The sequence below is a fragment of the bacterium genome (assembly GCA_013360215.1).
Classification (GTDB): domain Bacteria; phylum CLD3; class CLD3; order SB21; family SB21; genus JABWCP01.
Genome location: JABWCP010000018.1, coordinates 39,906 through 62,016 on the forward strand (window position 1 = coordinate 39,906; position 22,111 = coordinate 62,016).

The window sequence follows — 22,111 nt, forward strand, 5'->3', positions numbered from 1 at the left end:
TGTCAAGGACGGAACGGTGTTTTTTGATAAAATATTCAATTTTTTTTCAAAGTTTCGTTCATCGGCAAAGGATCATCGTAATTTAAGAACCTCTTAACTGTTTCTAATTTAACGATATAAGCTACCGCCCCATCGCCGTACGGATATCTTTCATACTGTCGCCGCCGTACTTTTCCAGCAAGGGATTGATCAAAGCCAAGGCCAACATGGATTCCGCCACGACACTGCATGCGGGCACCGATACCGTATCGGTGCGTTCTTTATGCGCACTGGCGGCTTCATGCGTACGGATATCAACCGACATCAACGGCCGCGCCAATGTCGGTATCGGTTTCATCGCACAGCGCACGATGATCCGTTCACCGGTCGTCATTCCGCCTTCCAATCCTCCGCTGCGATTGGTTTTACGGTAATACCCCCGAACATCATCATAAAAAATCGCATCGTGCACTTCCGAACCCCATTGCAAGGCGTTATCAAATGCGCTTCCGATTTCCACGCCTTTAACCGCCGGTATCGAAGCCATATGCTGCGCAATCACACCGTCCAATTTTTTATCCCAATGCGTATAACTGCCGATTCCCGCAGGCAAACCATCCGCATACACTTCAAAAATTCCGCCGAGTGAGTCGCCTTGTTTTTGCGCTTCTTTGATGACGGCGATCATACGTTGTTCGGCTTCCGCATCCAAAACACGTACGGAGGATTGATCGGCTTTTTCATTGATCGCCTCCGCCGTCATCGCATCCACACGAAGCTTCTCCGATTCAGCCGCGGTCAGAGATGCGCGCCCGATATGCGTCACGTGCGACGCAATACGAATACCGCACGATAATAAAACTTCACGCGCCACGGTCCCCAGCGCCACGCGCATCGCCGTTTCACGGGCACTGGATCGTTCGATCACAGGGCGTATATCATCAAAATCAAATTTTAGTGCCCCGGCCAAATCGGCATGCCCCGGTCTAGGAAGAGTTACCGGCTTGATGGTTTTCAAAATCTCCGGCGATGGGGTTCCCGTCATCATTTTGTCTGTCCAATTTTCCCAGTCGTTATTGCGAATGCGCAATCCTATCGGTGCACCGATGGTTTCACCGAAACGAACGCCGGAAATAATTTCCGCCTGATCGGTCTCGATTTTCATTCGACCGCCGCGTCCATAACCCTGTTGGCGGCGCCAAAGTTGATGATTGATGGCATCAACCGACAATTTCAGATGCGCGGGCACACCCTCTATAATGCCTACCAATCCCGAACCATGCGATTCGCCTGACGTCAACCAACGTATCATATAAGGATTCCCTAAAAAATTAAACTCGCAAACATGTGTTATGAATTGCAATTATAGGCCAAAAAAGGTATAATTAAAACAGCTAAAAAACGAATTCTTATGAGGAAAATACAGTCTATGAAGAGGATTATTGCATTAGTTTTATCGCTGTGTGCTGCGGTATCGGCCTCCGCCCAGTGGCCGCGTTTATCGGTTAAAACAGCTGTCACCGCTATTGCCGTGGAAGATACGGTAACCTGGATCGGCACCAACGATGGTATTCGCGGCGTCGTTAACGGAACAGAGAAATTTTATTTTGACAAAGGCAACGGTCTGACGTCCAATATCATCCGCGCTATCACGATCGACAACCAAAACCGAAAATGGATCGCGACGGAAGAAGGCCTTAACGTACTTGACGGAAAGAAAGTCAAACAATACCTCAAGAGTCCGGAAACTTTGCCGACCAACGAAATCAACAGTGTCCACGCCGATGAAGAAGGCAATGTGTGGATCGGTACGGAAAAAGGATTGGTACGTATCAGCGGCAACAGTTGGACGCTTTTAGATCGTAAAACGACCTTGGACGGCCTTCCATCAAACACCATTCGCGGGATCAGTTCGGTTTGGAATGGCCCGGTTTGGATCGCAACAGATGACGGCTTGGTTTCATACCACAACAAAAAATGGGCGCTCTATACACGCAAACTAAATAACCTTCCGTCCGATGACGTATTTGACGTGGTCGCGGATCCCTCCACCGGCAACGTATGGATCGGAACTTCGCGCGGCGTCGCTTTATTTGACGGAAAATTGATGACGCAATTTCTTTCCGATATACCGGTGCGCGCCCTGACTTTGGATAAGATCGGACGCTGCTGGGTCGCCACCAAAAACGAAGGCGTGCATCTGATCGACGGTGCGCGTGTCGTGAAGTACTCGACTAAAGAAGGAATGCTCGTATCCGACGAAGGATATGCTGTCACGTGCGACGCGTTCAATACGATATGGGCAGGTCATCAGCTCGGTGTTCAAATTTTTTTAGATGAATCCATAGGGAATCGCATCGCTCCTTATTTTCTTACCGAGGCGCAAAAAGCATTTTGGTCCAACGACAATACGCGTGCCCGTTTATACTACAACCATATTGTCAACCGGTCGTACTTATCCGCAACACCGGAAGCCGCGACCGCAATGATCGGGTTGGGTGAACTCTACGAACGCGAAGCTATGACCGAACGCGCTGCCGATACCTACCTTCGTTTTACGGAGCGCTTTCCGAACGATGCACGTACAAAAAATTTGCTTTTGAAATCGGCACAACTGCAGTCACAGATAAAAAAATATGCTGAATCCGCTGCTACGTATCAGAAATTTATCACACTCTACAAGGACGATGCGGACGCTTTTACCATAGCGTGGATGCGTTATAATCTCTTAGAACTCGCCGGTGATTCGGTGAATGCGCTTCAGACGCTGCAAAATCTTAACACACAATTCCCGTCCAATCCGCGTGCCGACGAAATTCGCTGGCGGGTACTCTCTGCCGGAAATTCTGCCGGGACAGCATCTAAAGAACTTAGTGCCTTAGCTAATTCGACACGTGACTTTGAAGTACAATACCAGCTCGCGTCCCTTTATGATGCCCAGCACCGCAAAGATATACTCGAAGGCATGCAAGGCAGCATCACATGGCAAACGCTGTCATCACCTTCCGCCGTCACCTCCATACTCGAAGACGGCGACATTGCCTGGGCGTCTACATCCGGCAACGGTGTTGTCAAATGGGACATCAAACTCAACGCTCTTACCTCCTACAGCGACGGACTGAAAACACCGATGGTAAAATCGTTTTATATGGATGCAGATCGTGATCTGTGGGCCATGATCGAAGGCGTACCCGAGAGTAATTTGTATAACATGAATTACAGCAAGAATCGCTACAAGTGGATTATACAACCCGCGCCCTTCGCGAAAAAGACAGTAAATCAGGTACTCTATCGTGCTAAAACTAAAACTACGATTTGCGCTACCGATCAGGGATTGCAGATCGTCGGTAAAGGCGGTCGCCTTGTAACAGCCAAAAACGGTTTGCCGTCCGATAAAGTAAAATTTATCGCCGACGACAGTCAGGGTATTTTGTGGCTGATCTCCGACAACAAGTTGGTACAGTTTGACAAAGAACCCAAAATGATCTTATACACCGGCGAAACCAATTTTACAGAGGTGCGCGGCTTTTTTATTGATGCCAAGGACAATAAATGGCTGGCGACCGATCGCGGTTTAGTACGCTATGACGGCACATGGAAATCGTACACACAAAAAGACGGACTTATCAGTGACAATGTCACTTGCGCGGCCGTTTCGCCGTCCGGTAAAATTTTGACCGGCACGTCATCCGGTGTCAGTTACTTCAATGGTACGTATTGGATCAGTTATACCACGGAAACCGGATTACCATCCAATGATGTCAAAGCCGTACTTTTTACCAAAGATGAGACCGTGTGGGTAGGAACCGATAAAGGCATACATATTCGCAAGGCCGAAGGTGACGGCGATCGTGTATTACTGATTCGCAAGGTACTTGCCGAAGAAGATTCGCTTTTGAATATACGCGCATATGACAAACTCCGTACCGTCTATGCATCGGTAAATATCTTCGGCGATCTGACGGAATGGGTAGCCTACAAAACGGCTAATACATATGAAATGGAAAAACGCTGGGATGATGCATTCCAATTGTACACAAAAATCCGTACCGATAATCCGGTCACGACCTTGGCGACGGATGCGCGTATGTACCGTGTCGCCCGTGCCTTTGAAAATGCGGGCGAATCAGCCAAAGCTATGCCGATTTATTTTGACCTTGCCGAACGGTATAAAACATATACGGACGGCAACTATCGCGTCGAAGAAGCGCTGGTTCGCATTATCCGCAACTACCAAAAAGAAAACAACATTCAACGCGCGTTGGAACAGGCCCGGCAAATAATGGCCATGTACCCCCGTTCACCGTGGCTTCGTGAAGTGCGATTCATATTCACGCAGATCACTGAAAATGCTCCTCCCAAAGAAACGTCCACGATGGCGCTTCTGCAGGAATGGCTTAACCGCTTTCCGGATCACAGCGACGTTCTGCGGTTGAAGTACAAATTGGCTTCGATGTATTGGGAAGAGCAGCAGTTTGAATACGCCGAAAAATTATATGCGGAAATCAATTCAGCGGCCGGCACACCCAAGGGACTTCAATCTTTATTAGAGCGCCGTATGGCCAAACGTCAGCTGACCAAAAAATAAAACGACGGATCACGATAAAACAAAAAAACCTGCTTACGATAAGCAGGTTTTTTTATTGGTGGGAAGTCGCAAAATCACGATTACACAACTTTTTTCAAAATATTCGATTTTAGTGAACAGACAAATGTCGTGTCATATATATTCCTCGCTGTGACTGTTATAAAATTACGATTGAACTATGCACTCTGAATCAATGGAAAAATGATGCTTCGGCATCCAATACATGCATTAAAATTTCTGTGGAACAACGAAGTCGGTTTAACTATCTTGGCAAGCGTCCGCTATACTCTATAAAGGAAACCGATGCCATCGAATCAGTTTGCGTATAACTCGTTTGTTGAGTTGGATAACCAAATAAACGGTAAGCGAAGCCCGTTTAGCCCACTCAATAACAAGCTCAACTTTGATGATAAGCGATTTCATGATTGGTATCGATTTGTATTGTCTTATCCCGCGCATCTGGTAAGAACCTATCTCCAAGAGTTTTGTAGCAGCCAAAACGATATTGTACTTGATCCTTTTTGCGGTACCGGAACGACTCTGGTAGAAGCAAAACTAAATGGAGTTAACTCTGTAGGCATAGAAGCTAATCCGTTCGCTCATTTTGCATCGACCACTAAAATCAATTGGGAAATATCTGCTGATCAATTTTTAAAATGCGCACTTGAAATAGCTGATCTTGTCAGATCAGAATTTGAAAAAAGTGGAATTGATGATGATGACACTAATATGCCAGAACATACATTTCCTCTAAGAACACTTGATTCCGAATTAGAAAAAATCATTTTAACAAATTCTATAAGCCCAATTCCACTACACAAAACGTTAGTGTTGTTAGAAAACATTAAGAATCATGCCCAAAAACAATATTATCCTCACTTACTTTTAGGGCTAGCCAAGGCTACAGTGTTTAAAACAAGTAACTTAAAATTTGGCCCGGAAGTCGGTCTTGGAAAAATAAAGGATAATGTATCTGTCATTGCACCATGGCTATTTGAAATAAATGCAATTGCGAATGACCTCCGAACAATCCAAATCGGCACGCATAAAGAATCCATTGCGCATTTGGGAGATTCCCGCCAGGCGAGTGCATTGATTAAACCTCAATCGATCACTGCGGTTATCACCTCACCGCCATATCCAAACGAAAAAGATTACACTCGAACCACTCGTTTAGAATCCGTTTTGTTGGGCTTCATACGAAGCAAAGAAGAATTGCGTCAATTTAAAAAGACTTTGATTAGATCGAATACCAGAGGCGTTTACAAAGACGATGACGATCACCAATGGATTGCCAATCACCCCGAAATTAAGCGTATTGCTGATCAAATTGAGGCGCGTCGAATTGAGCTTAATAAGACATCTGGATTTGAGCGTTTATACAGTAGAGTGACGTTATTATATTTTGGAGGAATGGCAAAACATCTAAAAGAATTACAACCGGTATTAAAACCCGGCGCTCGATTAGCTTATGTTGTTGGAGATCAAGCCTCTTATTTGAGGATAATGATCCGAACCGGTGAAATTCTTGCTGATATTGCAAAAAAGTTAGGTTACAGAGTTGATCGAATTGATTTGTTTAGAACAAGGTTTGCTACTGCAACGGGCGAACAATTACGCGAAGAGGTAGTTGTTTTGACATGGCCGGGAAATTAATCATGAAATCAGACAACCGATATAAACAAATCATCGAAAAAATATTCTTTAACCATTATAAAAATGGGATGAAAGAAGTACCATTTGAAAGAGATGAAATTGAACGTGTTGCAAAAAATCTAAAGATCAAACTACCTAAGAACATTGGCGATATTATTTACACTTTTCGGTATCGAGTGGCACTGCCTAATTCGATTGTTTCCAAGGCACCTAAAGGGATGGAATGGATAATCAGACCTGCCGGTCAGTCTAAGTACAAATTTGTAACTACAAAATTTGCAAACATCCATCCTTCTGAGATACTAAGTCAGACCAAAATCCCTAATGCCACCCCCGGTATTATAGAGTCATATGCTTTCTCTGATGAGCAAGCACTGTTAGCAAAAATCAGATATAACCGACTAATCGACATTTTTACCGGAATAGCATGTTATTCATTACAAAGCCACTTACGATCAAATGTTTCGAACCTCGGCCAAATAGAAACAGATGAAATCTATGTTGGCATTGACAAGAAAGGGGTGCATTACATTATTCCAGTGCAAGCAAAAGGTTCTACTGATAAACTTGGAATTGTGCAAATAGAACAAGATATCGCATTGTGTAAAAACAAATTCCCTAACTTAGTCGCCAAACCAATTGGTGCGCAATCCATTACTGACGATCTGATCGCGTTGTTCGAGTTTGAAATATCGGATAATGGAATTACAGTTGTTTCTGAAAAACACTATCGTTTGGTCAATCCTGAAAATCTATCGCCTCAAGAATTACTAAGTTACCGTAATCGAACCGAGTAGACTTGTACGGACAACTTTAATGCGCATAGGAATCGGCATAACACATAATATGTTGCCTATTTTTGAAGTAAAATAATATCTGGAGCAAGAAGATTTGGTTCTTGAATCATAGCGGTCACATTTGATTAAAGCAAAAAAACCTGCTTACGATAAGCAGGTTTTTTTATTGGCTGGTGACCCCAAGGGGATTCGAACCCCTATTACCGCCGTGAAAGGGCGATGTCCTAACCATTAGACGATGGGGCCATATTTTCTAAGAACATCAAAAGTGCGCCTAATATAAGCGACGACCTTCGGTTGTGCAAGTTTTTTTTTATTTATTTCACGGCTCTAAAAGTACAGCGACTTCCACATTCCCCGTCGCCGGAAACATATCTACGGGTATCACATGTGCCGCGCGATACCCGCCTTGACGCCAGCGTTTTAATTCATACGGAAGACGTTCGATATCGCAAAATACATGCACGACGCGATCCGGTTTGGCCATAGCCAGCGTCTCGATAACGCCCGGTGCCGTTCCCGAACGCGGGGGATCCAATACCGCAATGAACGGCGTTTTCTGTTTTTTGAGCATGGGCTCCAGCGTAAGACCGGACAGGTCGCCGATATGAAACCGTGCGTTGGTGATTTTCATTCGAAGCGCATTGGTACGCGCTGAATCCACCGAATGACGCGACATTTCTACACCGATTACTTTTTCGACATTGGGCGCCAAACTCAGACCAAACAAACCATAGCCGCAGTATAAATCGTACAACGTATGATGCGGTTGCGGCGAAATCAGATCGTGTACCGTCGCGATAAAATCCGGAAGTACGGACGGATTGGTCTGAGAAAATCCCAAAACCGAATGCGTGAACTGTTGCTCCCCCACATCTTGGACAACATCCCGTTCTCCAAATATTTTTTGCAACGCTGTCGGATCGCTCACGGCTTTGTCGGACATATAATATTTTGAATATTCATCCTTGATCAGAAGGAAACCGACAACCATCGGAAATTCACGCGACAGCGATTTGGATAACAACGTACAATCACGTTTGATCCGATTATCTTCATCGCGCACACTGAGGAGAACGGTGATCCGGCGATCATCACCTCGCAAAATGACATAATTCAACGCACGGGCGAACATATACGAAGCTTCGGAGGACAACCATTGCTGCACGTAGGCGTAAATGCCGCTATGCAAAAGCCGCTCAATACCGCATTGGCGCACATCCAAAGGTTTGATTTTTCCTTCGTCATCCATCCCGGTCAATCCCAGCAACACGCGATTATCCGTAACAAAAGCGCGGCGTTTAGAATTGGTACGGTACCGACGCGAAAGCGGAGAAGCGATGATAGACTCCGGTTTTCCGTCTAATCTGTGCATGCGCCAAAATTCTCGGATCGCCTCGTTTTTGATTCGCAATTCGTCATTATAATTAGACTGAATGAGTGGACATATTGTACAAACCGATCCGCGGTACGTCGTACATTCATTTTTCGGTAAAGTCGCCGGCTTGGATTTAGATTGCCTACGTAGATTTAAAAGAATATCAGAAAATGTGGTCATGGCTCCGGTGGTATATTATTGGCCTAAGGCACGCGCAGCATGTACAAAATTCACATGCCGACAAACTATAGTCTTACTGATCTAATGTTATTGCGTCTCGCCCGTAATTAAAATTGCTTTTTTAGTCGATCAATCGAATCAAAATACAAACGTTCATTTTGCGAATAAACACGCAGTGCCACTGAGTGCATCACACCGATCAAAAAAAATAAGACTTGGCTAACGGCGTCATTTCGTACATTCATTACTCCCATTCAATCGTAGCCGGAGGTTTGGAGCTGATATCGTACGTTACGCGATTGATACCGCGAACCTCATTAATAATCCGGTTGGAAATGCGACCCAATAAGTCGTACGGCAGATGCGCCCAATCGGCGGTCATGCCATCCTGACTTGTGACGGCACGTATAGCGACGGCATTTTGGTAAGTACGTTCATCCCCCATCACACCGACCGACTTGACAGGAAGCAAAACGGTAAAGGCTTGCCAAACATTGGAATACTCGCCTGATTTTTTCAATTCTTCCATAAAGATCGCATCGGCTTCGCGCAATAAATCACAGCGTTCTTTCGTTACCTCGCCGAGCACACGTACGGCCAGACCGGGACCCGGGAACGGGTGACGCATAAGCAGATCATCGGGCAAACCTAACTGGCGACCGACGGCGCGCACTTCATCTTTGAAAAGTTCGCGCAGGGGTTCGATTAATTGCAGTTTCATTTTTTCCGGTAATCCGCCGACATTGTGATGTGTTTTGATCGTAGCCGAGGGCCCTTTGATGGATACACTTTCGATCACATCCGGATAGAGCGTACCTTGCGCTAAAAAGTCAATGTGGCCCGTTGTGGCACGCAACTTTTCAACTTCCGTTTCAAACACATCGATAAACGTTGCGCCGATGATTTTTCTTTTTTTCTCCGGATCGGTCACATCTTTGAGTCGCGTCAAAAAAAGTTCGGACGCATCCGCCACAATCAGATTATTGTTAAAAAACGAACGAAACGCCGCTTCGACTTGCCCGCGTTCGTTTTTTCGAAGCAGTCCATTATCTACAAAAATAGCCGAAAAACGATCCGGTATGGCCTGATGCAATAGCATCGCTACTACGGACGAATCCACGCCACCGGAGAGCGCACAAATCACATAACCGTCACCGACCTTTGCACGAATAGCATCCGTCGTTTCTTTGACAAAGGAAGAAGGTGTCCATTGACCCGTACACGCGCAAATGGTGCGAACGAAATTTTTGAGAAGATTGATACCCAGCGGTGTATGCGCCACTTCCGGGTGAAACTGAACGCCCCAAAAACGACGCGCTTTATTTCGCATTGCCGTGATCGGCGCATTGTCCGTACCGGCGATGATTTCAAATCCATCGGGAATTTTTTCCAAACGATCTCCGTGGCTCTGCCATACCGTCGTTTGTTCAGGAAAGCCGCTGAACAAATCCGTGTGATCGGTAATGCGAATTTCAGCCCGACCGAACTCCCGATGTGCCGCTTTATCTACAGCACCGCCGAGAAAATAAGCCATAACCTGCATCCCGTAACACACCCCCAATACGGGAATTCCCAAATCGAAGATGGCACGATCCGGATGCGGCGCTCCGTTTTCATACACACTGCTTGGTCCGCCCGAGAGGATAATTCCTTTAGGTTGCAGCGCGCGAATTTTGTCCGGCGTCATATTGTACGGATGTATTTCGCAATACACCTGCAGTTCGCGAACACGCCGTGCGATCAATTGGGTAAATTGTGATCCGAAATCCAGTATTAAAATAGTTTCACCGTGACTCACGTTGCGATTCCTTTATTACAATTATAATTTATAATAGTTTTTGATACAGTTCCCATGCCCGTTGAAAATCATGGATCGTAAAGGCCGGTGCCGCACTGCCCAAGGAGGGTTGCCCGTTACGTAACGCATTCATATCCGACCATATATAATCACTATGTTCGTCTGAAAGTGATACTTCGCTCGACGGCGAAATGGCTAAATAATCTACCGACACATAGATCCCGCGCCCGAAATCACCGTACCAGATGTCCACCGGATGAAGTATTTTTACCGTGAGACCGCACTCTTCAAATACTTCCCGCAACACCCCTTCATTTGGGTTTTCATCCGGATTGAGTCTTCCGCCCGGCGGTCCCCAAATCACCGGAGGATTGGTTCTTTTCAACAAAAGAAATTTTCCATCGTGAACGATGTATGCCGTCACCGCCATACGATGCGTACGTTCAGGCATGCGACGATTTCCGTTCCAGATATTTCTGATGACCACGCATAATAGCCGATTTGGCAAACGCCTCCGGTTCCCAACCAAAACTGCGTACGTCTTTACCTTCGAGATGTTTATACGTGGTAAAAAAATGTTCAATTTCGACAAGCAAATGATGCGGCAGTTGCTCCACCCGGTGAATATCGCGAAACTGTTCGTCACGTATCGCCACACCCAGAATTTTATCATCCGGACCTTTATCGTCCCGCATGCGTAAAACACCGACCGGACGCGCTTCGACCAATACTCCGACATGAAGCGGTTGCGATGCCACGATCAAAATATCAAGCGGATCACCGTCATCATAAAATGTACTCGGAATAAAACCATAGGCCGTAGGATAATGCACGGCCGAATACAACGTGCGGTCGAGTTTAAATATTTCAAGTTCTACGTCGTATTCGTATTTATTACGACTGCCGCTCGGAATCTCGACGATCGCGTGCACTTCGTCGGGTGATTTTTTTCCGATCGGGAGATCTTTAAGACTCATGCGATGATTCTTTTTTTAATGTTTTTAATCGCGCAAGATGGACGGTAACGGCGGATGCAATACCAATCAATATCCACGGCACAAACCACGGCATGGTCGTCGTCCAAATACTGATACCGATAGAAATCCACAATACGGAGATCGAACCGATTTTGACAGACAATGGTGTGCCGCGATTTTCTTTATAATTGCGAAGATATGTCCCGAAGAATTTATTGGTATACAGCCAGCAATGAAATCGCTCAGAGCTTCGCGCATAACACCATCCGGCGAGAATGAGAAAAATCGTCGTCGGCATCAGCGGTAAAATAGCACCGATCACACCCAAGGCTACGAAAATGTGGCCTGCTATGACAAGCAAAATACGCATCGGACGACTGAGCGGTTTTGTCGCGATCTGTTTGACAGTTATTGATGATTCGTCAGAAGCGTGCGGATTCATCATAATCCCTTCATCATTTTATTGGCGGCAACAAGAATCGGATCCCATACCGGTGCAAACGGAGGCGTGTACATCATTTGCATATCCGCGATTTGACGCAGCGTCATTTTTTGTTGGATCGCTAGCGCCAATACATTGGCGCGCAGAGCGGCGCCTTCTTCGGCGATGAGATTGGCCCCGATCAGACGTTTGGAATGTTTATCGGCGAGAAGTGTGATCATAACCGGTTTAGCGCCGGGATACGCTCCAACGCGGGAGCGCGCCATGATTGTTTCTTCGATAACGGATAGACCGTGCGCGGATGCCGAAGCCGCATCGAGACCTACCGAAGCTACTTCGAGGTCGAAAATTTTGACCGCTGTATTACGCACTACCGGAGGAAACTCGGCAAACCCGCCCGCTGCATTTTCTCCGGCGATCCAACCCATTTTGTTGGCGATATTAGCCAATGGCAGATACATCGGTTTATTAATAAGTGCATTTTTAAATTCAGTACAAGCCCCGGCCGCCCATATACGATCTGCATTTGTTTTGAGGTGATGATCTACGATGATACCGCCGGAAGCACCGCACCGTATCTTGGCTTCCCGCGCAAGATCCGTGTTAGGTTCAAAACCTGTCGCTATTATGACCACATCGGCATCAAAACGGGCGTTACCGGAAATCACCGCACGCACTGTTTGGCCGTCCGCCACCACTTCTGGTGAAGTAATATTACCTTCAAATTTTACACCCTGACGCTTTAATTCATCCGCCACCACGCGCCGACCGGACAATTCCAGTGAGTCCATTGGCCATTCCGATTTATGCAGGACGGTGACGTGCATGGCATGACGGCGTAACGCCTCAGCCATCTCCATACCGATAAAGCCACCGCCGATAATGACGGCTGTCGAAGGACGTCGTGATGCGAGGTAATTTTTGATACGCATGCTATCAGACAGTGAACGTACGGCAAACACATTATCATATCGAAACCAAGCCGGATCGGGTACACGGGCTCGCGCGCCCGTCGCAATAATCAATGCATCGTAAGTGTATTCCGCGATCTGATCGGTTTGCAGATTGCGCATGACGACACGACGGCGATGCGGCCATATCGCTTCCGCACGATGAAAAATTCGTACGGCACACCCTTTTTCTTTTTCAAACGAGGCCGGTGTAAAATGAATTAGTTTTTCCGCTTCCGGTATCACATCACCGATAAAATACGGCATCGCACATGAGCCATAGGAAATATGTTCGCCTTGCTCAAACAAAACGACTTCGGCGCGGGGATTGATCCGTTTGGCTTTGGCCGCTGCCGCCGGTCCCGCCGCTACGCCGCCGATGATAATGATTTTAGGCGATGAGGATTTCATGTTTTTTGCGGTTTCTTTTTGGCCGCAGGAAAAAGAATGTTATTAAGAATCAGCCTATAACCGGGCGAATTTTTGTGCAGTGCAAGATCCGTAGGCGGATCCCCTACGGCGTGGGTATAGTCTTCCGGGTCATGACCACCGTAAAACGTAAATGTTCCTTTGCCAAAATTACCATGCAAATATTTGACCGAGCCGATGGAAGCGTCTTCGCCCATCACTACGATATTCTCTTTGAGTAATTCACGACGGTAACCCGTCGTTTGACCCATAAATCCTTTGACAACGTTGACATGATTTTGCGTTAACATAGTCGGTACAGGGTCGTATTTGGCTGAAAAATCAAACAACGTAAAATAATCCTCTTCCGGTGTTTTAAGCCGCAAGCCGTTACTGCTGGGGTGATCAATACTGGAAAACTCATACTGGTACGGATCCAGTTCGACACGAAAATTTTGAAATGCCAGACAATGACCGTAGTCTAATTTCTCATTAGCACGCATATCCACCGGATCACCATCGTAAACCACATCGCAGATATCGGTTTTTTGCGCGGCCAAAGCCACATCAAAACTATCCGTCGCCCCGCACATGGCAAACATAAAACCGCCTTTAGCGATAAATTCTTTCATGGCCTGCACGACACCAAGTTTTTCCTTGGAGACTTTACTATATCCCATCTGCTGTGCAAATGTTTCATAATCACGTTGTTGCTGTTGGTACCAGGCCGCACGCCCGTACGCTGAGTAAAATTTGCCGTATTGTCCTGTAAAATCTTCGTGATGAAGGTGCAACCAATCGTATTCGGCAAGTTTTCCTTGCAAAACATCAAGATCAAAAATCTTATCGTATTTTATTTCAGCGTATTCCAGCGCCATAGTGACCGCGTCGTCCCAAGGTTTTTTATCCGGGGGCGTGTAAACGGCAATATGGGGCGCCTTTTCGAGATAGACGATTTCCATGTTTTCATTTTCGATCGTCGCATACACCTCGGCAACCTGTGCCGCTGATAAATTCTCCGTTTTGACGCCGCGCGCTAAACAGTAGTTGACCATCGTTTCCGTGTAGGCGATCATAAAAGATCCGCCGCGATAGTTGAGAAGCCATTCGACGGGTACTTTATTTTCCAACGCCGTATATGCGACGCCATAAGCTTTGAGATGATCGGATTGGCGCAGATCCATGGGAATGAGTAATTTTTGAGCGGTAAGCTCAGGCGTAAGAATACATATAAAACATGCCGCAGCAATAATGAGCTTTTGCATCATACGGCGGGTTTTCCCAAAAGCACCAAGACTTCATCCGTTGTCGCGGCTTGCAAAAGGCGCTCACGATTTTTTTCGATGCGTAAAAAACGAGCAATACCGGAAAGGGCTTTGATGTGCGGTCCTGTAACGGTTACCGGAGAAACGAGTAGAAAAAATATTCTTGCCGGGGCACCGTCAGCCGAATCAAAATGAATCCCGTCGCGTTTTATTCCAAAAGCGCCGACGAGTTTATCAACCCCGCTTGTTTTTCCATGCGGAATAGCGATACCGTGTCCAAGTCCGGTACTGAGCTTGCGTTCGCGGTCGATTACAGCTTGCCGAACCGCCGACTTATCCCGCACCAGACCGGCCTCCGATATCAATTCGATTAATTCGTCAATCACACTTTGTTTGGTTTTGCCCTGCAAATCAAGACGAATCGTGGCGGGTAAAATCAAATCCGCCAATGAAATCGGCGATGTATTCACTTCTGTCATCAAATCTCCTTTATGCGCGCGAAAGATACTCACAGCGCCGTTGATTTTCAAAGGATATTTGGCTTTATTTCTTTCAAATTTAACCTCCATCCATATGCCTTCACTACTTTCGGTTCGCCACTTATCGGCTCATTTTCATGTCGAAGACCAACTCTATAAAGCCGTAGATGATGTCAGTTTTGACATCGCACCGGAAGAAACATTATGTTTGGTCGGGGAATCCGGCAGCGGTAAGAGTATTACGGCATTATCGGTTTTGGATCTACTGCCCTACCCGGGAACCATCGCCGGCGGAGCAATATATTGGCAAGGCAAAAAACTCTATGACTCCGGCATAGATCACCGGAAAAGCTTGCGCGGTCGGGAAGTAGCCATGATCTTTCAGGAGCCTTTGACGGCGCTCAATCCCGTTTTGACATGCGGCGAACAAATCACCGAAGTTCTCCGCCTTCAACCAAAAACCGACAGCCGTACGATACGTCATCAATGTTTAGATTTATTGGAGCGCGTGGGATTAAACGAATCTGAAAAAGTGTATTCGGGATATCCGCATACGTTATCCGGCGGTATGCGTCAGCGGGTCATGATAGCTATAACCCTGGCATGCAAACCAAAACTTCTGATCGCCGATGAACCGACAACCGCGCTGGATGTTACGGTGCAGGCGCAAATTTTGGATGTACTGCGCGATCAGCAAAAACGCGACGGTATGGCACTGCTTCTTATTACGCATAATTTCGGAATTGTGGCCGGTATGGCCGATCGTGTGGCCGTGATGTATGCATCGAAACTTGTCGAAAGCGGGCCGGTAAGATCTATTTTTAAAAAACCCGCCCATCCTTATACTTCGGGTTTACTTCGCGCCATCCCCAGCCTGGTTTCCGATGAAAAGAAACTGTATGGCATTCCCGGGCAAGTCCCGCGGGCCAATCAATATCCTGCCGGCTGCCATTTTCACCCGCGCTGCATGCATGCCGACCACACGTGCCGCAACACAAAACCGGAACTCATCCATGTGGACGATACGCATCAAGCCGCATGTTTTCATCCCTATGCCGAAACATCAAGCACGGCAACTGATAAAATTTAGCCAATAAAAAAGCCTTTGTTTTTCACAAAGGCTTTTTTAAAAAAACTATTTCGTCAGATTACAATTTATCGGCCGCTTGTTTAGCCACATTGCGAACATCGCCATCCGCGTCAGACTGCGCTAACTGCATGAGTTTATCCTTAGCGGGTTTGTGTTTGATATTACCGAGAGCATCGGCGGCATAACGTCGCACAAACGAAACGCTATCGTCCAGCGCTTCCATCAGCACATCTTCGCAACCCGGCGCACTAATATCATCCAAAGCACGAATGATTGCATGCTTAAGATCGGGATCGCTGATTTTCTTGTATAACTTGACCAACGGTACCACGGCCTGCGCATCGTGCAAATCACCCAAAACACGAACCGCCGCAACTTGCTGACGGGGACGTTTTGTTTCCACAATGTGGATCAATGGTAACACGGCACGACGATCGTGAAGTTTGGCCAAAGCGTGTGCAGCACTCGACACCACACTGTGATCCGAATCTTTCAGCAGAAAAAATAGCGCATCCGCTGCACGTTTATCACCCAATTTTCCAAGCGCGTAGGCCGCTGCACTGCGCACCATGTACTCACCCGACTTCAGGCATTCCATCAAAGCATCAAACGCTTCGACTTTACCAAGGCGACCCAAAGACTCTGCTGCCGCCGCACGCACACCGACTTCTTCGTGCTGAGATTTCAGAACACCCATCAGCGCCGAAACAACTTTAGCGTCGTCGTAACCGCCCAATTCAAACGCGGCCTCTTCTTTGACTTCGACCTTGTTGCTTTGTAAATCTTTTAAAAGCTCGTCAATCGACTTGCTCATACCATCACTCCTCTAAAAACAAAACAGTTTATAAAAAAATTAGAATTACGTGCAAATTGCGCCCAACATACGTAAACGCTTTAAAATTTCCAATTCTTTTTTGGTCAGTGCACGATCTTGGCTATGACATAGCCCGTGACGATCCCGCACAAAAAAATAATGACCAACAACCGGTAATTGAGTACGGCTTTACCGTGGCCGGCGCGGATAGCGACCACGGAGACAAAATAACCGAGTCCATTGATGATCCATAAGAGCGATGAACTGAGAATCGCCACAAGAACCGGTCCGATAAACGGGATCAAACCGATCCCACCCAAGATCACCGCAGCAAGCCATGAAAACGCGCTTGAAATCAATCCAAAAAAAACGACGGCGCCGCCGACCATTTCACGATCCCAACCGAAATACGAGCCGATCGCCACCAATGCCATGATGATGATCCAGACCACCACCATTTTTTTCGTATCTTTGAAAAAATCGGCGGTTCGTGAAACAAATATCCTGCGGCGAACATGAAACCGACGCCAAAAACCTTGTTCGCGAATGGACTCCGGAACCACTTTTTGCTCAAACGCCGACTCCGGAGCCTGCGTCTCTTCGATCTGAAAGTGGATATAATCCGAAATCTCACGCTCGTATTTTCGCGTGGTCTCAGGGGTTTCCGACGGGTTATTGCGCGATGTCTCTTTGGAATCTTCCATACTCGGTAGTTCTCGCTATCAACCGCCGAAACGGAATTCCGGATAGAGGCACATACCGCCGTCCACATACAATGTCGTACCGGTAATATAGTCCGCTTCATCAGAGCAAAGGAACGCAACGGCCGCGGCGACATCATCCACTTCACCCATACGTCCGTACGGCATCTTGGTCATAAGATCAGCCATGCCTTTGGGATCGCTCCATACATTTTGATTGATCGGTGTTTTGATCGCACCGGGCGCCACTTGATTGATTCGAATTTTTTTCTCGGCGTATTCCTGCGCAACGGATTGCGCGAATAGATTGATACCGGCTTTCGTCGCGCAATAACTGGAAAATCCGGCCCACATGATCACTTGGTGAACGGAGCTGATATTGACAATTTTGCCGCGTGAACGGGAATTGGGGCGGTTTTCGTTTTTCAGAAATTGACGAATCGCGCTGCGGGAGCAGAGAAAATTACCCGTCAAATTGACACCGATCACTTTATCCCATTCCGCTTTGGTTACGTTTTCCAAAAAATTATGAATTTCTATACCCGCATTATTCACAAGAATATCAATGGTGCCGTATTCTTTGAACATCGCTTCGTACATCGCATTGACCTGATCTTCGTTGGATACATCCGCGCGAAACGCGATAGCTTTGCCGGCGCCGGCTTTGTTGATTTTATCAACCAGCGCTTTGGTCGCATCTTCGTTGGCAAACCAATTGATCATAACATCCGCACCTTCGGCGGCAAGACGTTGTACGATGCCCGCACCGATGCCGCTATTGGCGCCGGTGACGAGGGCTTTTTGGCCGGCAAGACGTTTTTCCATGACGATACTCCCGTTTGGTTAGACGATTTTGGATATGAAGAAAAATTACAGGTGTTCAGAAAGTGCGAAAAAGTTAGCTCTATTTGCGATATGAAACAAACCCTTTTTCGTCAGAAGCGTTGTACCAATACGGCCATCGTGGCGGCAAAATTACGATTTCCTTTGCTGCGTTGCGTCAAACGCCAGGTAAAATCCAGCCGCACAATACGATATATATCGCCGACCGCAAATCCCGCTTCGACCAAAGGTCTTCTTAGGTACTGGATTTTGTTTTGTCGCAAATTTTCCAATGTTTTTTTAGAAGCGTGTACAAAACCAATGGAAAACGTCGGTATACAATCTACATATCCGTCGCGCAGAAACGGCAAATCCGTACGTTCCAATAACGTGCCGCCGAAATTGTGTTCCATCGTCAACGCCGCCATACGATTGCCTTGAAAATGATTGGGCGTCGGTTCTCTGAAATCTACCGTTTTCAAAACGTACGGCGTCGTGCCGCCATAAAGATGAAAAAGGTACTGATTTGGCAATCGGTCCGTGCCCAGACCCAGTGCGGCCTTCCCGTCAAGTGAACCGCGCCGCGTCGTGGGGATATGAAATCGCGCGGAAAAATTATACAACGTAAAATGAAAATCGCTTTTCAGAAAATTGGGATTGGCATGATCAATACTCGCATCAAAAATCCAGTACGGTGTCCGCGGAGCGATACCCGTTCCCGTGCCGATGGTATAGTTAGCACTCACCGTGATACGACGTAAACGGCCGTCATTGATCGGATACACCGGATCAAAATCTTTATACATACTTTTGATGAGCGCGTAGTGTGCGTTTTTGGCTGCGCTGGAATCCCAGCGATCTGTGTAGGCAAACTCAACCCGTGCACCGCGAAAAGGCCTGACCCCGGTATAAGCCTGATAACCGCGTACATAAAAATAATTATAAATATCATAACGGTACACCAGACTCGTCAAGGAGTTATTGAGTACGCTGCCATCGTTGGTAAATTCTTTGTACGCAAGATCGTCGTAATATTTACCTCCGACATAAAATCGTTTGTCCAACCATTTTTTTTGCGCTTCGACGGAATACTTCACCGCTTCATCCGCAAACCCATATCCGACTTTGGTTTTGATCGTCAGATTCCTGACAATACGTTTGTACGCCAAATCATCAAATTCTATTTTGGCACCGGTAAAAAATCCTTCGACACGATTGTAGCGGATATCGGGAATGAGCTGAAATCCCCAATCAATATCCTTTTGCCGCTGACGTTTGCGGTATCCTTTCAAATCGGGATTGAGAATTTTCAGATTCCAAGGCAATTGGCCAAGATTGCTAAACCCCTGCGTTTCATCCTCTGTCATCGGCAATTTTTCATTATCAGCCCAAAATGCCGAATCGCGGAAATACGCATCTTCACGCGTTTCGACGGCTTTGCCGCGATACACGGCCGACGGTATTTCAGGATTGATCGCTGTTTCGTAAACCATCGTTTCACTGCGCCACTGCGCTTGCGCCGGCCACGGAAATGTAATATTGAACTGCATTCCCCACTGAATATGCTTCGGCAACCAAATCCCCGATGGTGTTTCCGCATACATGACGCGCACTTGCAATAAATCCGGAGGCGGGAAAAATTTGACGGCTTTATTAAACTGTATTTCAAAACCCACAACTTGAAATGTTTCCTGCGCGATATACACCACCCCATCCATCAAGGGTTCGTATTCCGTTTTGGGTTTACACCGTAACTGATGGACCGCAACACCTCCGATGACCGTGTCCCCGGCCAGCGAAAAATCATAGTATACCGCGGCATCTTCCGTCAGCGGGCCTGCTACCGATACGCGACCCACGGTGATCCTCGCACGAGTAAGATCATCAATAATCGGAAGATGTTCGATATTGTAATCCGTATAAAAAAAGTCATCAATGTGGCGGCGAGCAATTTCAATCTCTCGCACTTCATCAGGTTGACGCCAATAGTATTCCGCGTGCACCAGCGATGCGCTTTTCATTTCAAACGCATTTTTTTTGCTTTTATAGAGATCAATAAAAGATTTGCTGTACGTGGTAAGTTTGTAGGCCGAAAGTTTACCCCGTGATGCGCGAATCGCATGACGCGCCTTCTCGGCGAGGTTCAGCGCTTCATCCGTACCGGCCCATACCGGGGTATTAATTTCCATGAGCACGGTTATTAAAAATAATAATCGAAAAAACTTCATCAATAATTCTACAGGCTGAAAAGTGAGAAACGATATCGGGAGGCAATGTAAGGAAGACGCGTATGTCAATCAAGACTTATGACCGATGACGATGCGCCTGAAGATAGGCGTTGACATACGCCGTGTACGCTTGTATTTCCGCTGTGATACGCTCCTGAGACCACGCCAAGGCGCTCCCCATAATACTGGCCACACCATGCGCCACCGGCAATCCGTTATCCGGACTATAAGCCAGTCGCGTACGTCGTAACATTACATCGGAGAGTGTACGTGCCCATTCTTCTTGCACGGCATACCGTATCTGCGCTTCGCTGGTTTGATAATCGGGAGCCACCGGGCTCAATGACCAATTTTTTTGCTGCGCCATTTGCGCGGCCGCTCCGGCATCGGATCCCAGCATCGCTGTCAATGGCAATAGTTCTGTATCGTGATGCATCAAAGGGTGCATAGGTTCTGTTGCAGTACGGCAAGGTTGCATAGTAATACCAAGCGATTTTTCGATATGATCAACCATTTGCTCCGCCGCGCTACGGTATGTCGTTAATTTTCCGCCGATGAGCGAAACCAAGCCTTCCGCGCCTTCGCGTTGATGATCCAAAATCCCATGTCGCCGCGTAATGGCTCCGGTATGACGACGTTCGTCACGGGGAAGCGGGCGAATCCCGCAAAATGAAAAAACAATATCGTCACGCCCTGAGATTAACTCAGGCATGACATGGGTTGCTTCTTCGATGAGGTAATCAATCTCATGCGATTCAGGGAACACCGTATCCGGATGACCTTCGTAGCGCAAATCCGTCGTGCCGATGAGAATATAATCCAACCATGGTATGATAAAGAACGGGCGCCCGTCCCGACGGGCATTAACATAAAGCGCATCTTGCAATGCGATCGTATTGCGTATGACGATATGGCTTCCTTTGGTACCGCCTAATTGGGGTGGTATATTTTTTTGGGCATGCTTGAGCACATGATCCACCCAAGGACCGGACGTGTTGATCACCATATCGGCTGTGTATTCTGCTTCTTCACCGGTGAGGGTGTTCCGTGTTTGCACTCCGGTTATGCGTGCTTTCGATCGCAAAAATCCGGTGACTTCCGTATGGTTATATACTTCAGCGCCGTAACGAACGGCCGAATGGATATTGTCCAGAACTAAACGTTCCGGATAAATCGCCTGTGCATCAAAATAAGAAACACCGCCGAGAAGACTTTGCGCATTGATGCCGGGATAACGCGCACGCACCGCGCGATGGGTATATACGGAAAAACGCGGAAGCGATTTGTCAAACGACAAAAGATCGTATGCCCACATCCCCGCACGCATGGCCAGTCGGCCATATTTACCATGTCTATATATCGGCACAGTCAAACGAATAGGACGTACTAGATGCGGATGCTGATGCAGCAGGATTTCACGTTCACGCAGTGATTCGCGAACTAACCCGATTTCGCCGTGCTCCAAATACCGCAATCCGCCGTGAATCAGCTTGCTGGATGTCCAGCTTGTGCCTGAAGCAAAATCGTTTTTTTCAAAAAGTCGGACGTGATATCCACGT

General features: G+C 47.0%; 18 protein-coding genes and 1 tRNA gene. 4 read left to right on the forward strand and 15 right to left on the reverse strand.

Annotation, left to right across the window (positions count from 1 at the left end):
- Positions 1-121: 121 nt before the first annotated feature.
- Positions 122-1,288 (reverse strand): chorismate synthase, encoded by a 1,167-nt coding sequence (gene aroC, locus HUU58_11300; GenBank protein ID NUN46257.1) that lies wholly within the window; start codon positions 1,286-1,288, stop codon positions 122-124.
- Between the two features lie 120 nt (positions 1,289-1,408).
- Between aroC and HUU58_11305 the strand changes: the two genes are divergently transcribed.
- The 3 genes from HUU58_11305 to HUU58_11315 all read left to right on the forward strand — a co-directional run bounded on the left by HUU58_11305 (position 1,409) and on the right by HUU58_11315 (position 7,020).
- Complete coding sequence (locus tag HUU58_11305; protein NUN46258.1) at positions 1,409-4,567, forward strand: tetratricopeptide repeat protein; 3,159 nt, start codon at positions 1,409-1,411, stop codon at positions 4,565-4,567.
- Positions 4,568-4,870: 303 nt separating this feature from the next.
- Complete coding sequence (locus HUU58_11310; protein NUN46259.1) at positions 4,871-6,223, forward strand: DNA methyltransferase; 1,353 nt, start codon at positions 4,871-4,873, stop codon at positions 6,221-6,223.
- A gap of 2 nt (positions 6,224-6,225) precedes the next feature.
- Positions 6,226-7,020 carry an endonuclease gene (locus HUU58_11315; GenBank protein NUN46260.1) on the forward strand — a complete coding sequence of 265 codons (795 nt, stop codon included), beginning with the start codon at positions 6,226-6,228 and terminating at the stop codon, positions 7,018-7,020.
- Between the two features lie 171 nt (positions 7,021-7,191).
- Here the strand turns inward: HUU58_11315 and HUU58_11320 are convergent.
- The 9 genes from HUU58_11320 to HUU58_11360 all read right to left on the reverse strand — a co-directional run bounded on the left by HUU58_11320 (position 7,192) and on the right by HUU58_11360 (position 14,897).
- Positions 7,192-7,266: transfer RNA gene (locus HUU58_11320), tRNA-Glu, on the reverse strand.
- Between the two features lie 76 nt (positions 7,267-7,342).
- Positions 7,343-8,578, reverse strand: a complete 1,236-nt coding sequence (locus tag HUU58_11325; protein NUN46261.1) for a class I SAM-dependent RNA methyltransferase — start codon at positions 8,576-8,578, stop codon at positions 7,343-7,345.
- 244 nt (positions 8,579-8,822) lie between these two features.
- On the reverse strand, positions 8,823-10,376 hold the full coding sequence (guaA, locus tag HUU58_11330) for a glutamine-hydrolyzing GMP synthase (GenBank protein ID NUN46262.1): 1,554 nt from the start codon (positions 10,374-10,376) through the stop codon (positions 8,823-8,825).
- Between the two features lie 28 nt (positions 10,377-10,404).
- Positions 10,405-10,827, reverse strand: a complete 423-nt coding sequence (locus HUU58_11335; protein NUN46263.1) for an NUDIX domain-containing protein — start codon at positions 10,825-10,827, stop codon at positions 10,405-10,407.
- Positions 10,820-11,353 (reverse strand): inorganic diphosphatase, encoded by a 534-nt coding sequence (locus HUU58_11340; GenBank protein ID NUN46264.1) that lies wholly within the window; start codon positions 11,351-11,353, stop codon positions 10,820-10,822. The genes HUU58_11335 and HUU58_11340 overlap by 8 nt, the downstream gene beginning before the upstream one ends.
- Positions 11,343-11,723 (reverse strand): YbaN family protein, encoded by a 381-nt coding sequence (locus HUU58_11345; GenBank protein NUN46265.1) that lies wholly within the window; start codon positions 11,721-11,723, stop codon positions 11,343-11,345. The genes HUU58_11340 and HUU58_11345 overlap by 11 nt, the downstream gene beginning before the upstream one ends.
- A gap of 71 nt (positions 11,724-11,794) precedes the next feature.
- Complete coding sequence (locus HUU58_11350; protein NUN46266.1) at positions 11,795-13,156, reverse strand: FAD-dependent oxidoreductase; 1,362 nt, start codon at positions 13,154-13,156, stop codon at positions 11,795-11,797.
- The gene (locus tag HUU58_11355) at positions 13,153-14,418 is read right to left on the reverse strand and encodes an asparagine synthetase B (GenBank protein NUN46267.1); all 1,266 of its coding nucleotides are present in this window, start codon (positions 14,416-14,418) and stop codon (positions 13,153-13,155) included. The genes HUU58_11350 and HUU58_11355 overlap by 4 nt, the downstream gene beginning before the upstream one ends.
- A complete protein-coding gene (locus HUU58_11360) occupies positions 14,418-14,897 on the reverse strand; it encodes a PTS sugar transporter subunit IIA (protein ID NUN46268.1) in 480 nt (159 codons plus the stop codon). Before HUU58_11360 ends, HUU58_11355 begins: the two co-directional genes overlap by 1 nt.
- 94 nt (positions 14,898-14,991) lie before the next feature.
- Here HUU58_11360 and HUU58_11365 point away from each other — a divergent pair, with 94 nt between their 5' ends.
- Positions 14,992-15,987, forward strand: coding sequence for an ABC transporter ATP-binding protein (locus HUU58_11365; GenBank protein ID NUN46269.1), 996 nt, complete (start codon positions 14,992-14,994; stop codon positions 15,985-15,987).
- Positions 15,988-16,045: 58 nt separating this feature from the next.
- On the opposite strand, the gene HUU58_11370 is transcribed toward HUU58_11365, so the two are convergent.
- The 5 genes from HUU58_11370 to HUU58_11390 all read right to left on the reverse strand — a co-directional run.
- Entirely contained in the window at positions 16,046-16,801 is a 756-nt protein-coding gene (locus HUU58_11370) for a HEAT repeat domain-containing protein (protein NUN46270.1), read from the reverse strand.
- A 104-nt stretch (positions 16,802-16,905) separates the two neighbouring features.
- Positions 16,906-17,505, reverse strand: coding sequence for a hypothetical protein (locus HUU58_11375; protein ID NUN46271.1), 600 nt, complete (start codon positions 17,503-17,505; stop codon positions 16,906-16,908).
- A gap of 18 nt (positions 17,506-17,523) precedes the next feature.
- Positions 17,524-18,327 (reverse strand): glucose 1-dehydrogenase, encoded by an 804-nt coding sequence (locus HUU58_11380; GenBank protein ID NUN46272.1) that lies wholly within the window; start codon positions 18,325-18,327, stop codon positions 17,524-17,526.
- A gap of 110 nt (positions 18,328-18,437) precedes the next feature.
- Positions 18,438-20,513: a hypothetical protein gene (locus tag HUU58_11385; GenBank protein ID NUN46273.1), complete on the reverse strand. Its 2,076-nt coding sequence runs from the start codon at positions 20,511-20,513 to the stop codon at positions 18,438-18,440.
- Positions 20,514-20,628: 115 nt separating this feature from the next.
- A partial coding sequence (locus tag HUU58_11390; protein ID NUN46274.1) for a glycerol-3-phosphate dehydrogenase/oxidase occupies positions 20,629-22,111 on the reverse strand: 1,483 nt, incomplete at its 5' end.